General features: G+C 26.0%; 13 protein-coding genes and 1 rRNA gene. 11 read left to right on the forward strand and 3 right to left on the reverse strand.

The features are described from left to right. The 7 genes from ACYUET_RS15910 to ACYUET_RS15940 all read left to right on the forward strand — a co-directional run. Nucleotides 1-106 (forward strand): 23S ribosomal RNA (locus tag ACYUET_RS15910); the annotation flags it as partial. 364 nt (nucleotides 107-470) lie between these two features. Continuing rightward, nucleotides 471-1400, forward strand: a complete 930-nt coding sequence (locus ACYUET_RS15915; protein ID WP_460281259.1) for a polysaccharide deacetylase family protein — start codon at nucleotides 471-473, stop codon at nucleotides 1398-1400. 97 nt (nucleotides 1401-1497) lie between these two features. Further along, nucleotides 1498-2181, forward strand: coding sequence for a response regulator transcription factor (locus ACYUET_RS15920; RefSeq protein ID WP_460281261.1), 684 nt, complete (start codon nucleotides 1498-1500; stop codon nucleotides 2179-2181). A 3-nt stretch (nucleotides 2182-2184) separates the two neighbouring features. Continuing rightward, nucleotides 2185-3579 (forward strand): HAMP domain-containing sensor histidine kinase, encoded by a 1395-nt coding sequence (locus tag ACYUET_RS15925; protein WP_460281263.1) that lies wholly within the window; start codon nucleotides 2185-2187, stop codon nucleotides 3577-3579. Beyond that, nucleotides 3576-5051: a hypothetical protein gene (locus ACYUET_RS15930; protein WP_460281265.1), complete on the forward strand. Its 1476-nt coding sequence runs from the start codon at nucleotides 3576-3578 to the stop codon at nucleotides 5049-5051. The genes ACYUET_RS15925 and ACYUET_RS15930 overlap by 4 nt, the downstream gene beginning before the upstream one ends. A gap of 20 nt (nucleotides 5052-5071) precedes the next feature. Next, on the forward strand, nucleotides 5072-6451 hold the full coding sequence (locus ACYUET_RS15935; protein WP_460281267.1) for a TldD/PmbA family protein: 1380 nt from the start codon (nucleotides 5072-5074) through the stop codon (nucleotides 6449-6451). Nucleotides 6452-6454: 3 nt separating this feature from the next. Beyond that, entirely contained in the window at nucleotides 6455-7798 is a 1344-nt protein-coding gene (locus ACYUET_RS15940; RefSeq protein WP_460281269.1) for a TldD/PmbA family protein, read from the forward strand. Between the two features lie 127 nt (nucleotides 7799-7925). Here ACYUET_RS15940 and ACYUET_RS15945 read toward each other — a convergent pair whose 3' ends face one another. Then, the gene (locus ACYUET_RS15945; RefSeq protein ID WP_460281271.1) at nucleotides 7926-9773 is read right to left on the reverse strand and encodes an LTA synthase family protein; all 1848 of its coding nucleotides are present in this window, start codon (nucleotides 9771-9773) and stop codon (nucleotides 7926-7928) included. 181 nt (nucleotides 9774-9954) lie between these two features. Here ACYUET_RS15945 and yedF point away from each other — a divergent pair, with 181 nt between their 5' ends. Both yedF and ACYUET_RS15955 read left to right on the forward strand, forming a co-directional pair. Further along, entirely contained in the window at nucleotides 9955-10530 is a 576-nt protein-coding gene (gene yedF, locus ACYUET_RS15950) for a sulfurtransferase-like selenium metabolism protein YedF (RefSeq protein WP_460281273.1), read from the forward strand. Between the two features lie 27 nt (nucleotides 10531-10557). Then, a complete protein-coding gene (locus ACYUET_RS15955; protein ID WP_460281275.1) occupies nucleotides 10558-11514 on the forward strand; it encodes an NAD(P)/FAD-dependent oxidoreductase in 957 nt (318 codons plus the stop codon). On the opposite strand, the gene ACYUET_RS15960 is transcribed toward ACYUET_RS15955, so the two are convergent. Beyond that, entirely contained in the window at nucleotides 11498-12061 is a 564-nt protein-coding gene (locus tag ACYUET_RS15960) for a GDSL-type esterase/lipase family protein (RefSeq protein ID WP_460281277.1), read from the reverse strand. The genes ACYUET_RS15955 and ACYUET_RS15960 overlap by 17 nt on opposite strands. Before the next feature lie 180 nt (nucleotides 12062-12241). Beyond that, entirely contained in the window at nucleotides 12242-12856 is a 615-nt protein-coding gene (locus ACYUET_RS15965) for a RusA family crossover junction endodeoxyribonuclease (RefSeq protein WP_460281279.1), read from the reverse strand. Between the two features lie 255 nt (nucleotides 12857-13111). On the opposite strand from ACYUET_RS15965, the gene tsaD reads away from it, so the two are divergent. Both tsaD and ACYUET_RS15975 read left to right on the forward strand, forming a co-directional pair. Then, nucleotides 13112-14131 carry a tRNA (adenosine(37)-N6)-threonylcarbamoyltransferase complex transferase subunit TsaD gene (gene tsaD / locus ACYUET_RS15970; RefSeq protein WP_460281281.1) on the forward strand — a complete coding sequence of 340 codons (1020 nt, stop codon included), beginning with the start codon at nucleotides 13112-13114 and terminating at the stop codon, nucleotides 14129-14131. A gap of 4 nt (nucleotides 14132-14135) precedes the next feature. Then, complete coding sequence (locus ACYUET_RS15975; protein ID WP_460281283.1) at nucleotides 14136-15137, forward strand: alpha/beta hydrolase; 1002 nt, start codon at nucleotides 14136-14138, stop codon at nucleotides 15135-15137. Nucleotides 15138-15288: the final 151 nt, after the last annotated feature.

The following is a 15288-nucleotide window of genomic DNA, read 5'->3' on the forward strand; positions in this document are numbered from 1 at the left end:
CGTAAGCTAGTAAGACCCCTTGAAGACTACAAGGTTGATAGGTCAGAGGTGTAAGTGTGGTAACATATTTAGCTGACTGATACTAATAGGTCGAGGGCTTGACCAATAATAATTAAGTATATACAAAATATGTGCAATTTTGAAAGAACGATTTTTTTAAATATTAGAATTTTAGAGCCGATTATATCGGCTTTTTTTATATTTAAATATAAAAAAAATTCTTTATTAATAGATTTATGTAATAGTTTTGTAACAAAAGTATGTGATAAATGAATTATAATAAATATATAGATAAATTTAGTTAATATATTTGTATTAATAATACTAAATTATAGTTTTATATTTAAATTAAATTTTATATACTATATATAGGATAATTAAAAATTATATTTTTAATTATCTTTATTGAGTGTAATAATATTATATATACTAACTACTAAATAAATTAAACTATGGAGGCAAATTTATCAATGCAAAATAATATTAATTACAAAAGAAAGAAACGTAAGATAAAAAATCAAAAAAAGATTATAGTATTTTCTTCAATAATTTTAGGTATGGTGGTAATAGGAGCATTATCAACTCAAATAATTTCTAAAAAAAATGAAACGGCAAAAGCAATTGAGATTTCTAGTACTGAAAATGATAAAAATACTGCTACAGTAGAACCGACTTTAGACAATTCAGGATATTTACCTGCTGGTAAAGATCCAGTTGCAGATGATGCTGCTTTTGTGGAAAAATATTTATATCAACAAAATAAGGGTCAAATGCCAGAAGGTGCAGATGGACATAAGGTTGCATATTTAACATTTGATGATGGACCATCAACTAATGTTACACCAGAAATATTAAAAACATTAAAAGAAAAAGATGTTAAGGCAACATTTTTTACTATGGGTAAATCAATAAATGAAAGTGAGACTACAAAAGAAATATTAAAACAAGAAGTTAAAGAAGGACATGCTATTGCAAACCACACATATTCACATGATTATTCTTACCTTTACCCAAAAAGAATAGTAAATGTTGATAATTTTATGAGCGATATAGAAAAGAGTAATGAAGCTTTAAGGGCAGTTTTAGGAAAAGATTTTTCAACAAAAGTTATTAGATTTCCAGGTGGACATATGTCATGGAAAGGTCAAGATGCTATAGATCAAAAGATGAATGAAACTGGATATCATTATATTGATTGGAATGCATTATCAGGGGATGCAGAAGGGAAATTTAAGTCAGCAGCAGAGCTTATAGACGGAGTAAAGAAAACTGTTGCTGGTAGAGAAAAAGTAGTTATATTAATGCATGATACTAACCAAAAAGAGGAAACAGCGAAGGCTTTACCAGAAATAATAGATTATTTAAAAGCACAAGGATATGAATTTAGAACTATTAAATAGATAAGAAAAATTTGAATAAACTATAATTATTAATATAAATAAGAGACTGTTGAATAGTCTCTTTTTTATATATTTATATATAGGTGGAGGCGAGAATATGAATAAGATATTGATAGTTGAAGATGAAGAAAGTATAAGAGGTTTTTTGAAAATAAATTTAAAAAGAAATAATTTTGAAGTGATAGAAGCAGAAAGTGGGGAAGAAGGACTTCAAAAAGCAGATATGTATAATCCAGATTTAGCAGTATTAGATATTATGCTTCCTGGTATAGATGGGTTTGAAGTATGCTCTAAACTTAGAGAAAAATATCCTACGATTGGGATTATAATGCTAACTGCTCGTGGTCAAGATATGGATAAAATAATGGGATTAGAATATGGTGCTGATGATTATATTGTAAAACCATTTAATCCATTAGAATTAGTTCTTAGGGTTAAGGCTATATTAAGAAGAATAGGGGAAGAAGAAACGGAGGATAAAAATAAGTTAATTAGAGAACCATTCATAGTAGATTTATATTCTCAAAAATTGCTAAAAAATAATATCGAAATAGATGTTACTCCTAAAGAGTATTTACTAATGAAATTGTTTTTAGAGAATCCTAATAAAGCATTTACAAGAGATGAACTTTTAAATTTAGTATGGGGATACAATTATTTTGGTGATCCTAAATTAATAGATGTAAATATTAGAAGGCTTAGATCTAAAATAGAGGATGATTCTTCAATGCCTAAATTTATAGAAACAATTTGGGGAATAGGATATAGATGGAAAGGATAGAGTATGAAAAGTATTAAAAATACATTAGTAAAAAATTTCATATTTTTAATATTGTTTATTGTTATAACAATGAATGTACTTTTAGGGACTTTTGTAAAAAAATATTATTATGATAATACGGAAACTTTAATGAGAAATCAAATACAAATATCTGCTAATTTTTATAATAAATATTTATCAACAACAAGCTTAATGGAAAATATATATGATAATGTTGATTCATTTTGGAACAAAAGTAATGCAGAAGTACAAATTTTAGATAGTAATGGAAATTTACTTATGGATTCTATTGGAATTAATGATGCTGAACTTAATCAAAAAGCTGATATAAAAAAGGCGATAAATGGACAGAGTGGAAGTTATGTTGGTAAAGTTAAGTATTCAAATAGCAAAGTAATGGCAGTATCAGAGCCTCTAACTAATAATGGAAAAGTAATAGGAATAATTAGATATGTAATATCGTTAGAAGAAATTAATAAAGAATTAAGTGCTATTTTTTTATTTTGTATAGCTATCTCTATAATTGTTTTATTAATTGGGATTTTTATTAGTTTGGTTTTATCTAATAGAATTATAAATCCCATAAAGAGACTTACTTGTGTTGCTGAAAAGATGGCTAATGGTAATTTAGAGGTTAGAAATAATAGCAGTGGACAAGATGAAATAGCAAAACTTTCAAATACTTTAGATTATATGGCAGAAGAACTTATTAAAAGGGAAAAATTAAAAGATGAGTTTATTTCATCAGTATCTCATGAATTAAGAACACCATTAACATCTATAAAAGGATGGGTAATAACATTAAAGGACGAAAATACAGAAAAAGATACTTTAAAATTAGGATTTAATATATTAGAAAAAGAAACTGACAGATTATCTAAAATGGTGGAAGAATTATTAGATTTTTCAAGGCTGGTAGGCGGGAAAATAAATCTAAAAAAAGAAAATGTATGTATATCTAATTTAATAAAATATATAGAAGATTATATGCATCCTAGAGCTGTTAAAGAGGAAATTAAATTTGAGGTATTTTCTAAATTAGATGGAAAAATGTATTATTTAGATATAGATAGATTAAAACAAGTATTAATTAATTTAATAGATAATTCTTTTAAATTTGTAAATAAAAATGGTGAAGTTAAGGTAACTTTTAAAGATAAAAATGGATTAATTATAATAGTGGAGGACAATGGTTGCGGAATAAGTAAAGAGGATTTACCTCATGTAAAAGAAAAATTTTATAAAGGGTCTAATTCAAAATCTAAAAGTGGTATTGGATTATCTATTTGTGATGAAATTATTACTTTACATGGAGGAAATTTAGAAATAGAAAGTAAAGAAGGGGAAAAGACTAAAGTGATTATATCAATTCCTAATAAAAAGGAGATAGAGTTATGAAAAAATGTATAATTATAACTTTAGTGATAATTATATCTATTTGCTTATTAGGCTGTGAAAAAAATATAAATCAAAATAAGATAGGTAAAATAAAAGCACCAACTAATTCTTCATTAAGTATTAAAGGAGTATGGGAAATAACAGATTCTAAAGTATTAGATAAAACCGTTTATAATGAAGAAAATAACAGAGTTTCAATAGGAGAAAACATTAAAATAGCTTTAGATTATATTATTTTAGGTAACATTGAGTACAATAATGTATCATACAAATTAAAATTAGTTAAAGATGATTATGTAATATCTTATGAAGCAAAATATACTATTAAAGATTTAGGAATAAATCAAGATAAAACTGAAGTTATTTCAGTAAATAGTAATAATGGAGTGATTTTTGAATTTATAAAAGATGGTGATGATAATAGTTTTGTATTTTATAATGGAGCTTTATATAAAGTTAAACTTGTAGGTGAAATTGATGAAAGCAATGAAGAAAAAAATAATATAGAACATAAATTAGACAATAATAAAGTAAATAATCAATATGATGATTCAGTAGGAGTTTATCTAGGAGTTAAATCTAAAATAATTGATGAAGATAGTGATAATGAGACTGGAGAAAAATATAAAACTTTATATATAGAATTTAAAGATGGTAAGTTAGAACCTATTAAAGAAAAAGATGAAATAATAGCACCGAGAATGAATGGAATATGGAGTATAAATAAAAAAATTGCGGAAATTAATAATTATCATAACGAATATTTTGAAACTCACCCTATTGACGGTAAAAATGAAAAAGAAAATATAAAAAATAATCAAAAAGAAGTTAAAGAAAATGTTTATAGAAGTATAAATTATGTAGGGAATGATTATATTGCAACTCAAGTTTATAAGGGGAAAAATTTTAATGGAAAGTATAATAAGTATCAAGTAGTACCAATTGATAATATTAATTCTGATTTACCTATTGTAATAAGTGATATATTTTCTATTGAAGCAAATGAAATTTTTAAACAAACTTATGAAAAATTAATGAGCAATCTATCAGAAAAAGAACTAGAAAAATACAAATCACATATAAATTATAGCAATTTTTCTGTTAAAAGAAATAAAGGAAAATGGGATATTGTAGGTAAGATATCTCCAGGTAATAACCAAGTAGGAGAAGGATATGATTTTTCATTAAATATAAAATCTTCTAAAAAATTAATAAATTATGATTCACTGTTAATACCATGGAAGACATTAAAAAGTCAAGTTCCATTAGCCAAAGATGCATTTACATCTCCAAATAATAGAATTGCAATAGTTGTTACTAATGATAAAATATTAGTATATGAAATACAAAATTCAAAAATTGGTGATACTCCACTTACTAGTATAGATATTAGCAAAAATGATGAAATAATAATGTCTGAATGGTGTATAGGTGAGTATGTAGATAAATGGGAAAAACCATTTTTAGATTAGATATTAAAAGGAGGAATAATATGTTATCAAAAAATATTGCTTCAGAAGTTTTAGCAAGATGTTTAATAACAGGTGGAGATTTTGCAGAAATCTTTGAAGATAATTCAATAAATAATTCAATATCATTAGTAGATGGAAAAATAGATGATGCGATAGGAGGAAGAAGTTATGGTATAGGAATTAGAATATTTAAAGGGTTAAAGAGTGTTTATGCATATACTAATAATAATAGTTTAGAAAGTTTATTAGACACAGCTTACAGGGCAGCTTTAGCATTAGGAGACCTAAAAGATAATAAGACTATAATACTTAATGAAAATAGAATAAATACAATACATCCGATAAAATACTATCCTAAAGATGTTGGATATAACAAAAAGATAGATATTTTAAAACGTGCATATCATAGTGCAAAAGATTTTAATAATGATATTTCACAAGTTATTACAAGTTATGCAGATAAAGAACAAAATATTTTAATTGCTAATAGTGATGGATTATATATAGAAGATAAAAGAATAAGAACTAGATTAGGTATAAGTGCAATAGCATCAAAAGGAGCAGAAAATCAAACAGGATTTGAAGGACCAGGTAGACATATGGGATTTGAAATGTTTGAAACGGTTGATCCTGAATATCATGGAAGAGAGGCAGCGAGAATAGCTTATACTATGCTTCATGCTAAAAACTGTCCGGCTGGTAATATGCCTGTTGCTATAGATAATGGATTTGGTGGGGTAATATTCCATGAAGCTTGTGGTCATGCATTAGAAGCTAGCTCAGTTGCTAAAGGAAATTCAGTTTTTGCTAATAAACTTGGGCAACAAATAGCATCATCTAAAGTAACAGCAATAGATGATGGAACTATACCTAATGCTTGGGGATCATTAAACATAGATGATGAAGGGAATAAAACACAAAAAAATATTTTAATTGAAAATGGTATTTTAAAAGGTTATATGATTGATAAATTAAATGGAAGAAGAATGAACATGGAGCCTACAGGAAGTTCAAGAAGACAAAGTTATAAATATCAACCAACCTCAAGAATGACTAATACCTATATAGCAAACGGAAATGATAATCCAGAAGATATAATTAAATCTATATCAGATGGTTTATATGCAAAGAAATTAGGTGGAGGATCTGTAAATCCTGTAACTGGCGAATTTAATTTTGCTGTTCAAGAAGGATATCTAGTTAAGGGTGGAGTAATACAAGAACCTGTTAGAGGGGCTAGTCTTATCGGTAAAGGCAGCGAAGTACTTATGAATATTGATATGGTAGGAAATAATTTAGAAATGGCTCAGGGGATGTGTGGTTCATCTTCAGGAAGCGTTCCAACGAATGTAGGTCAACCAATGATTAGAGTAAAGAAAATGACTGTTGGAGGTAGATAAGAGATGAATTTTGGTCAATTTAAAGAAGAATTATTTAAAGAAGCTAAAAAATCAGGATTTGAAGAGTATGAGATATATTATTCAGATGTTGAAAGTTTAAGTATAAACATTTATGAAGGTGAAGTGGAGAAATATAAATTAAACAATGCATTCGGTTTATCATTTAGAGGAAAAGTAAATGGTAAAATGGGATATTCTTATACAGAAATATTAGATAAAGATGCAATAAAAACCCTTATAGAGAATGCAAAAAATGCAGCATTAGTTATAGAAAATGATGATATTCAATTTATATATGATGGTGATAAAGAATATAAAGAATTAAATTGTTATAAGAAGGAATTAGATAATATAAAACCAGATAAACTTATATCTCTTGCAATGGAAATGGAGAATGAGTGTAAGAAACAGTGTGATAAAGTGGTTAATTTTAATGGCTGTGGAATAGGATATGGAAAATCTAGTTATGGAATAATAAATTCAAAAGGATTAAATTTAAAGAATGAAAGAAATAATTTAACAGCATATGTAATTCCAATTATAGAAGAAAATAATGAAAAATATGATGGAATGGGTTATGTTATAGCAAAGAATTTAACAGATATTAATCCTAAAAATTTAGCAAAGCAAGGTCTTGAAGAGGCGTTAGAGAGAGTAGGTGCAAAAAGTATTCCATCAGGTAAATATAAAGTGATTATAAATAATGAAGCTATGGTATCACTACTTGGAACATTTTCTTCAATTTTTGATGCAGAACAGGCACAAAAAGGGTTATCTCTTCTTAAAGGAAAAGAAGGAGAAATTATAGCGTCAGATATATTAACATTAATTGATGATCCACATTTACAAGATGGACTTGGAACAACTGCTTTTGATGATGAAGGAGTTGCAACTTATAAAAAAGAAATAATAACTAATGGTAAGTTAAATACATTGTTATATAATTTAAAAACCGCTAATAAAGCAGGAGTAAAATCAACAGGAAATGGATTTAAAAGTTCATATGCATCAATTGTAGGTGTTAGTGCAACTAATTTTTATATAAATCCAGGTGAGAAATCATTTGAAGAAATATGTGAAGAGGTTAAAGAAGGAGTAATAATTACTGAATTTGCTGGACTTCATTCTGGTGCTAGTGCAGTAACTGGAGACTTCTCGTTAGCAGCTAAAGGATTTAAAATTGAAAATGGAAAGAAAACTACACCAATTGAACAAATTACAGTAGCAGGCAATTTCTTTAATTTATTAAAGGATATAGAAGAAGTAGGAAATGACTTAAAATTCCCAATGAGTAGTATAGGATGTCCATCTGTAATAGTTAAAGAACTTTCAATAGCAGGAAAATAGAAAAATTTTGCAGTGTCATTTAAAAAATAGTAAAAATAAAAGGATTATCTTAAATATATTTTTTGAGATAATCCTTTTATATTACTATGTTTAAACGAATGTTGATATCAACTTTTTTTAGAATATATTAATTTTCTTTGAAATAGTTACCCCTTATCATTTTATCTGATAGGTCTAAGATATTTTTATAAACTTCTTTTTCTTTATCAGAAAGTGAATCCTCACCTTTTATAGTTCCATCAGTTAATACAGCAAAAGATTTTTTTGTATTTAAGAGATTTCTTCCTAAAGCAGTATTTTCATATTTTTCTTTATCTATACCAAGCATATAAAGTAATGTTGGCATAACATCAATTTGACCACCATATAAATCAAATGTTTTCCCTTGCTTAATTGAAGAATCATAAATTACTAAAGGAACTGTAGGGTTACCATTATATAAGTACCAATCTTCCTTTTTAGATAAGTTTTCAATGCTATTATTATAGTATTTATGAACTCCAGTATGATCACCCATAATGGCAACAACTGTATTTTCTAATAAACCTTCTTTTTCTAACAATTCTAAGAAGTGTCCTATTTGTTTGTCTGTATAATGTACACTTTCAAAATATCCACCTAATTCAGTTTTATCTAATTCTGAATCAAGATTTAATTCTCTATATTCTTGAGGAATATCAAAAGGTCCATGACTAGTTAATGTTACAGTTAAAGCATAAAAAGGGTTTTGTTGTTTTTTTAGCATTGGTATAACTTGTTCAAAATAAGTTCTATCACTTATTCCCATACCTATGTGTTCATCATCATTGAAAGAGTAGTAATCATTAAATTTATCAAAGCCTATTCCAGTTAATCCAGCTGAATAATTCCAGAAAGATCCTTTATCTGGATGTATAGCAATAGTAGTATAATTTTTATCTTCTTCTAGTATATTTGGTAAAGAATTATAAGTGGTATTTGGATATCTAAAAAATGTACTACCTCTTCTTAATGGTAACATAGAAGTATTAACCATTAAATCTGAATCAGAGCTTGTACCTTCATTAACTTGCTCAAAAATATTAGGAAAATATAGTGCATTATTAGAAGTTAATTTATTTAATACAGGAGTAATTTCTTTGCCATTAATAGTTTTACCTATAACGAAATCTTCTAAAGATTCAACTTGAATATATATTAAGTTTTTTCCTTTAGACATTCCGAAATATTCATTATTAGGAATATTTTCTTTTTTAACTTCAAAATAATCATTTATATTATTTTTGTCTTCTTCGGTAAAATTATATTTTTTTGAGTCACGATATACAGTATATAAATCAAATACATGGTACCCAATTGGTGAAAAATATCTAGCTGTATTTGTTGGATCATAATTATCAAAAAGATATGCATCTTTTACTTTTTTATTGTCTAAAATATGTATATTAAATGGCACATAACTTATAAATAATATTGGTAAAATAAAAGTAAGTAAAAAAGTTATTATTGATCTTCTTTTTATATTTTTATAAGATTTTCTAGTAATATAAATATATATCGCTAGTATTATAAAATCTAGTATAAATAAGAAATCCATAGGACTAAACATTGAGTATACAGCACCAGATAAATTATCTAGGTTAGCTGTTTGAGTTGCTATTAATATAGAAGGAACAGTTAAGAAGCCTCTAAAATAACAAAGATCCAGCATAATAATGGAAGTTAATAATATATCAATTATAAAAATGTAAATTATTCTACCTTTGCCTTTAAATAATAATGAAAAACTTAAAAATATCATTGAAAAAGCGATATAATAATTAATAAAAGGTTTGGCTGAATCATATCCAGCAGTAAAATTAAAACTATAAGGATTATCACTAGTAATGAAACCTTGGAATAAAATCCCTTTAAGGATTATAGAGATTATAGGAATTAAGATTAATATAAGCCTGCTTATTGAATCTTTATTTATAATTTTTTTAAAGTAATCCATAAATTCACCTCGATTTTTAATTTTATAGAAAATAATAGTTATATTTTATAAACTTATTTCTTATATTAAGTGATATATTATATTATACATAAATAAAAAAATGAAACAACCTATCTAAAAGTAAACATGATATAATTATTTTAAACTTATTAGATATGGGACTAAACAGGGGGTAAGATATATGAAAGAAATAGATTGCAGAGGAATTTCTTTTCCAAAGACTATAAGGATTGTAAAAAAATACTTTAATTCAATTGGTGAAGGAGAAGCAGTAGTAATTGTTAACAAAGAATCTGATAATGCTAATATTGTTAAAGTTGCAATGAGTAAAGGGTATCATGTAGATATAAATGAAAATGATGAAGAACTTAATATTATGATTGAAAAAAGAGGATGTTTAGAACTTATAGATGAAAAAGAAATTTCTATATTAATAACATCTGATAAATTCGGTGCTGGAGATGAAAAATTAGGTAGAATATTATTAAATGAGTATTTAAGTGCATTAAGTGATGCAGAAAAACTTCCTAAAAATATTATATTTTTAAATGAAGCAGTAAAAGTATTTGCTCAAAATGATAATATTGAAAAATTAGAAAATATAAAATTATTATCACAAGAGGGTGTAGATGTTTTAGTACATGAAGGTTCTTTAAAATATTATAAATTAGATATAGTTGATGATTTTGTAGAAGTTGTTGATATGTATGATATAGTTGATATAATAAACGAATCTAAAAACTTAATAAAATTATAATAGATACTATATTTGGAGGACAATATCATGCTTAAATATGATTTGGTTGTAATTGGTGGTGGAATAGCTGGAATGACAGCTGCCTTAGGAGCACTGAAAAGTGGAGTTGAAAATATATTAATTATTGAAAGAGAAAATAATCTTGGCGGGATATTAAATCAATGTATTCATAATGGATTTGGAGAAAAGTTTCTAGGAGAACAAGTAACTGGACCAGAATATATTAATTTTGTACAAGAAAGATTATTAAATTCTAATATAGAAATAAAATTAGAATCAACTGTAATAGAAATTACTGAGGAAAAAATAGTAACATATGTTAATCCAATAGAAGGTATTAATGAAGTTAAATCAGATGCAATAATATTATCAACAGGAGCTAGAGAAATTTATACAGGAAGTATTATAATTCCTACCAACGGATTAACAGGTATATTTACATTAGGAGATGCTCATAGATTAATTAATATAGAAGGATATTTACCAGGTAGGAAAACTGTAGTTACAGCTAAAAATAAATGGGGATTTTTGGTGGCTAGAAGAATTATAATAGAAGGTGGATCTGTAGAAGCTATAGTAATAGAAGATGAATTTGATTCATTAAGAAATGAAGAGATAGAAAGTATATTAGATGGATTTGATATAGAGATTATAGAAAATTCTAGAGTTATAGAGGTTCATGGAAATAGTCGGATTAATGGTCTTAAAATATTAAACCTAAAAGATGATGTTGTTATAGAAAGAGAATGTGACTCTTTATTATTATCAGTTGGATTTAGACCAGAAAACATGCTTGCAGAGATGTTAAAAGTAAACATTAATCCGAATACATTAGTACCTATTGTAGATGATTTTAAAACATCAGTTCATGGCATTTTTGCTTGTGGGAACTTAATTTATGGTAAAATGGCATTAATTATGAATGAAACTGATGGTATTAATTGTGGAATAAAAACAGCAGAATATATTAAAAGTAGGAAATAGCAGTTTTATACATAAGTTCATTGCCGTGAGAATTTAAATGAAGTCCATCTAAATAAATATTTTTGTTATTTAAAGTTAATAAATAGAAATCTATATAAGAAAGGTTATAATTAAGACATAAATTAATTATAGCTTTTCTTAACTTAGGTAATTCTATTTCAGCATAACTATAGAAAGGAGAAGAACCAAATAATCTATTTGCCATAATACCAATAATATTTGGTGGAATACCAATAATAATTTCTGCATTAATATCAATAGAATCCTTAATCATTAATTCTAGATTATCAATTATTGTATCAAATTTTCTTCCCATCAACAAGTCATTAGTGCCACCCATAATAAAGATTTTATTTGGATTATATGCAATCACATCGTTATAATAACGTGTAAGCATTGAAGCCGTGGTGTCGCCATTACATCCTTTATTCAAAGATGGATTTTCATATGAATTTTGAATTTTATATACCCATGAATCATTTTTAGAAACACCATAACCAAAAGTTAAGCTATCTCCAAAAAAAATTAAATCTATATCTTTAGTCATAAAAAACTTCCTTTCAACATTAAATCTTTAATATAATATATAAGTTCCAATAAAGTTTATTTATTTATCAATTAACTAGTATAGTGAGGAACTTATATAGAAAATTTATTATATTTGTATTCTAGAATTTTCTCAAATGTACTCTAAATGAAAATATTAAAAATTAAAATTTAACTTAGATTAAAATAATTTATTAAAACATTTTTTACATATTAAAGTTTTTCCTTTATCAGCTTTAATGTAATCATTACCTTTGATTAAAGTGTTACATATACTACATGTAGTTTCAATATTAGATAATGGAGTTTTACTTTCAATTGTTTTTTTCAAACAATTTCTTAGCGGAGAATAAATTTTAGGCGTAGTTATAGTTTCTTTTTTCTTAATACAAAATCCTAAATCATATTCACTTTCACCAAATAACTCTAACTCAAATCTAGGATTTTCTTTATCATAATATTCTTCTACAATAATTCTTGTTATTTGAGCATCATTAACAATTAAGCCGCTTTTTTCTATTCCATCAAAGATACTTTTAGTGATATTAATTGTATCAGGATGACGTTTTTCACTTTTGTAATAAACTTTTAACAATGCTATTAAGCTTTCTTCTAAAATAATATTTGGATTTTGATTTCTTGCAATTAAGGCAATTTCTTGTTCATACAGTGCATATCTATCATGGTATTTGCCAGAATTATTAGGTAAAATAGCACGTCCGTTTGAATTATGTAATTTAAAATTTGACTTGGTAATTGGGGAACCATTAACAATTACTTTAGCATAAGTTGTCATTAAAAATCTCCTTACAAATAATATTTAAAAAAAATTAACTTTTTAGTAGTTAATTATTAATTTTTATATAGTAAAATATACATTATATCGTTATGTTATACAATAATCATAAATTGATAATATACTTTATATAAAGTATAATGTTTTTGGATAATCATTGTTATAGCTAATTGTTAAATTATTTTTAAATTTACATTAGACATACAAAGTAAGATATATAAAGTAAGTTAAATATAAAAATAAGAGGTATTAATTATGAATAGAAAATTAATTTTATCAATAGAATCAAGTTGTGATGAAACTTCTGCAGCTGTTGTTGCAAATGGAAGAGACGTTTTATCAAACATTATATCTACACAGATTGATACTCATAAAAAATTTGGTGGTGTAGTGCCGGAAGTAGCGTCAAGAATGCATATTGAAACTATAGATTTTGTTGTAAAAAAAGCATTAGAGGAAGCAAATGTTACTTTAGATGATATTGATGCAATAGGTGTTACATATGGCCCAGGACTTATAGGAGCACTTTTAGTAGGTTTACAATATGCTAAGGGACTTGCTTTTGCTGCTAAAAAACCTTTAATTGGAGTTAATCATATTGAAGGTCATATTTCTGCAAATTTTATACAACATAAGGATTTAAAACCTCCATTTATATCTTTGGTAGTATCAGGAGGACATACTTTTATAGTTTGTGTTAATGATTTCTGTGATTTTGAAGTAATAGGAAAGACTAGAGATGATGCAGCAGGTGAAGCATATGATAAAGTTGCAAGAGCTTTAGGATTGGGGTATCCTGGAGGGCCTAAAATTGATAAATTAGCAAAAGAAGGAAATCCTAATGCTATTGATTTTCCTAAAGCTAAATTTCATGAAGATACATTAGATTTTTCTTTTAGTGGAGTTAAATCAGCAGTTTTAAATTATTTAAATAAAGCAAAAATGCAAGGCAATGAGATAAATAAAGCAGATGTGGCAGCATCTTTTCAAAAAGCTGTTATTGATGTTTTAAAAGAAAATGTATTTTTAACTTGTAAGAAAAAAAATGCTGATAAAATTGCTATAGCAGGTGGTGTAGCATCTAATTCATGTTTAAGAGAAACATTAGAAAAAGAGGGTGCCAAAAAAGGAATAAAAATATTATTTCCAGAACCAATATTATGTACAGACAATGCTGCAATGATAGGAAGTGCTGCATATTTTAATTTTGAGAAGGGACTTATATCATCTTTTGATATAAATGCAAAACCTAATTTAAAGTTAGGAGATAGTTAAAACAATGAATTTATTACCACATTCTAATGGATTTGAAAGAATAAAACAAAGAAAATATAGTTTTTTAGAAATTTGTAAAAAAACATTAACAATTATATTGGTACTACTATTTGTAGGCTTTTTGGCACAAATGATGAGTAATTTTTTTAGTAATGAAAAAATTAAACCAAATTTAAAGTATGTTAGAGTAGATAGCAATAAATTAGAATATAAAATTAGAGGAACAGGACAATATACAGTAGTCTTTGAAGGCGGTATAGGGACTAATATATATCAATGGGATGAAGTGTGTAAAACATTAGAAGGCAATTCCGATATAAAAACATTTGTATACAATAGGCATGGATATGGATTTAGTGATTCAGCGGAGAAAAAATCTCCGGAGCAACAAGCAGATGAATTAAGAGTATTGTTAAGAAAGTCTGGGGCATCTGAACCATATATTTTTGTTGGAGAAGAGTATGGAAGTTTGGTTGCTACAAGTTTTGCTCAAAAATATCCAGAATTAGTATCGGGGTTGATATTTATTAATCCATTATCTAAAGAATTGATTAATAGTCCAGAATACTTAAAATCAATAAGATGGGAATATTATAAGTCTAAACTTGAGTTTATAGGAAGTTATTTTTATTTAACAGAATTAAGTGATAAGTTTGGTCTTTTAAAAGAAAACGAAGGATTTGAAGAAGATATATCTATTGGTGCATTAGAAGAATTTAATATACATAAAAATAAAAAAAATTATAGAAAAGCAGTTTCAGATGAATTAAGTAATTTATATAAAAAGAATTTTGACATTCAAAGTATAGATGAATTTAATAAAATACCTATTTATATAATAAGCAATAAAATAGAATCTAAATATGAGAATTTACAAGAAAACTCATTAATAACGTTATATGAAAGTTCTATTTTAGGGACACCTTATGTAATAAAGGATAAGGATACTGTTGTTAGTGCTATAAATAATACAGTAAAAAAGGTTAAAAAATTAGATAAAAGTTAATAGGATATAAGTTCCAATAAAGTTTGTTCATTAATTATAGGTAAGTAAAAATAGTGTATTAATATAAATATTAATATGCTATTTTCTTTATTATGTAAAATAGATTTATATTTGACATGCTTTTGACACAAAATAATTTTATACTAAGAAT

Source organism: Clostridium sp. CTA-5, from assembly GCF_054768135.1.

Bases quoted from the DNA above. Each gene is read 5' to 3' on its own strand.
- ACYUET_RS15915 (WP_460281259.1), top strand. From the start codon at position 471: ATGCAAAATAATATTAATTACAAAAGAAAGAAACGTAAGATAAAAAAT.
- ACYUET_RS15920 (WP_460281261.1), top strand. From the start codon at position 1,498: ATGAATAAGATATTGATAGTTGAAGATGAAGAAAGTATAAGAGGTTTT.
- ACYUET_RS15925 (WP_460281263.1), top strand. From the start codon at position 2,185: ATGAAAAGTATTAAAAATACATTAGTAAAAAATTTCATATTTTTAATA.
- ACYUET_RS15930 (WP_460281265.1), top strand. From the start codon at position 3,576: ATGAAAAAATGTATAATTATAACTTTAGTGATAATTATATCTATTTGC.
- ACYUET_RS15935 (WP_460281267.1), top strand. From the start codon at position 5,072: ATGTTATCAAAAAATATTGCTTCAGAAGTTTTAGCAAGATGTTTAATA.
- ACYUET_RS15940 (WP_460281269.1), top strand. From the start codon at position 6,455: ATGAATTTTGGTCAATTTAAAGAAGAATTATTTAAAGAAGCTAAAAAA.
- ACYUET_RS15945 (WP_460281271.1), bottom strand. From the start codon at position 9,773: ATGGATTACTTTAAAAAAATTATAAATAAAGATTCAATAAGCAGGCTT.
- yedF (WP_460281273.1), top strand. From the start codon at position 9,955: ATGAAAGAAATAGATTGCAGAGGAATTTCTTTTCCAAAGACTATAAGG.
- ACYUET_RS15955 (WP_460281275.1), top strand. From the start codon at position 10,558: ATGCTTAAATATGATTTGGTTGTAATTGGTGGTGGAATAGCTGGAATG.
- ACYUET_RS15960 (WP_460281277.1), bottom strand. From the start codon at position 12,061: ATGACTAAAGATATAGATTTAATTTTTTTTGGAGATAGCTTAACTTTT.
- ACYUET_RS15965 (WP_460281279.1), bottom strand. From the start codon at position 12,856: ATGACAACTTATGCTAAAGTAATTGTTAATGGTTCCCCAATTACCAAG.
- tsaD (WP_460281281.1), top strand. From the start codon at position 13,112: ATGAATAGAAAATTAATTTTATCAATAGAATCAAGTTGTGATGAAACT.
- ACYUET_RS15975 (WP_460281283.1), top strand. From the start codon at position 14,136: ATGAATTTATTACCACATTCTAATGGATTTGAAAGAATAAAACAAAGA.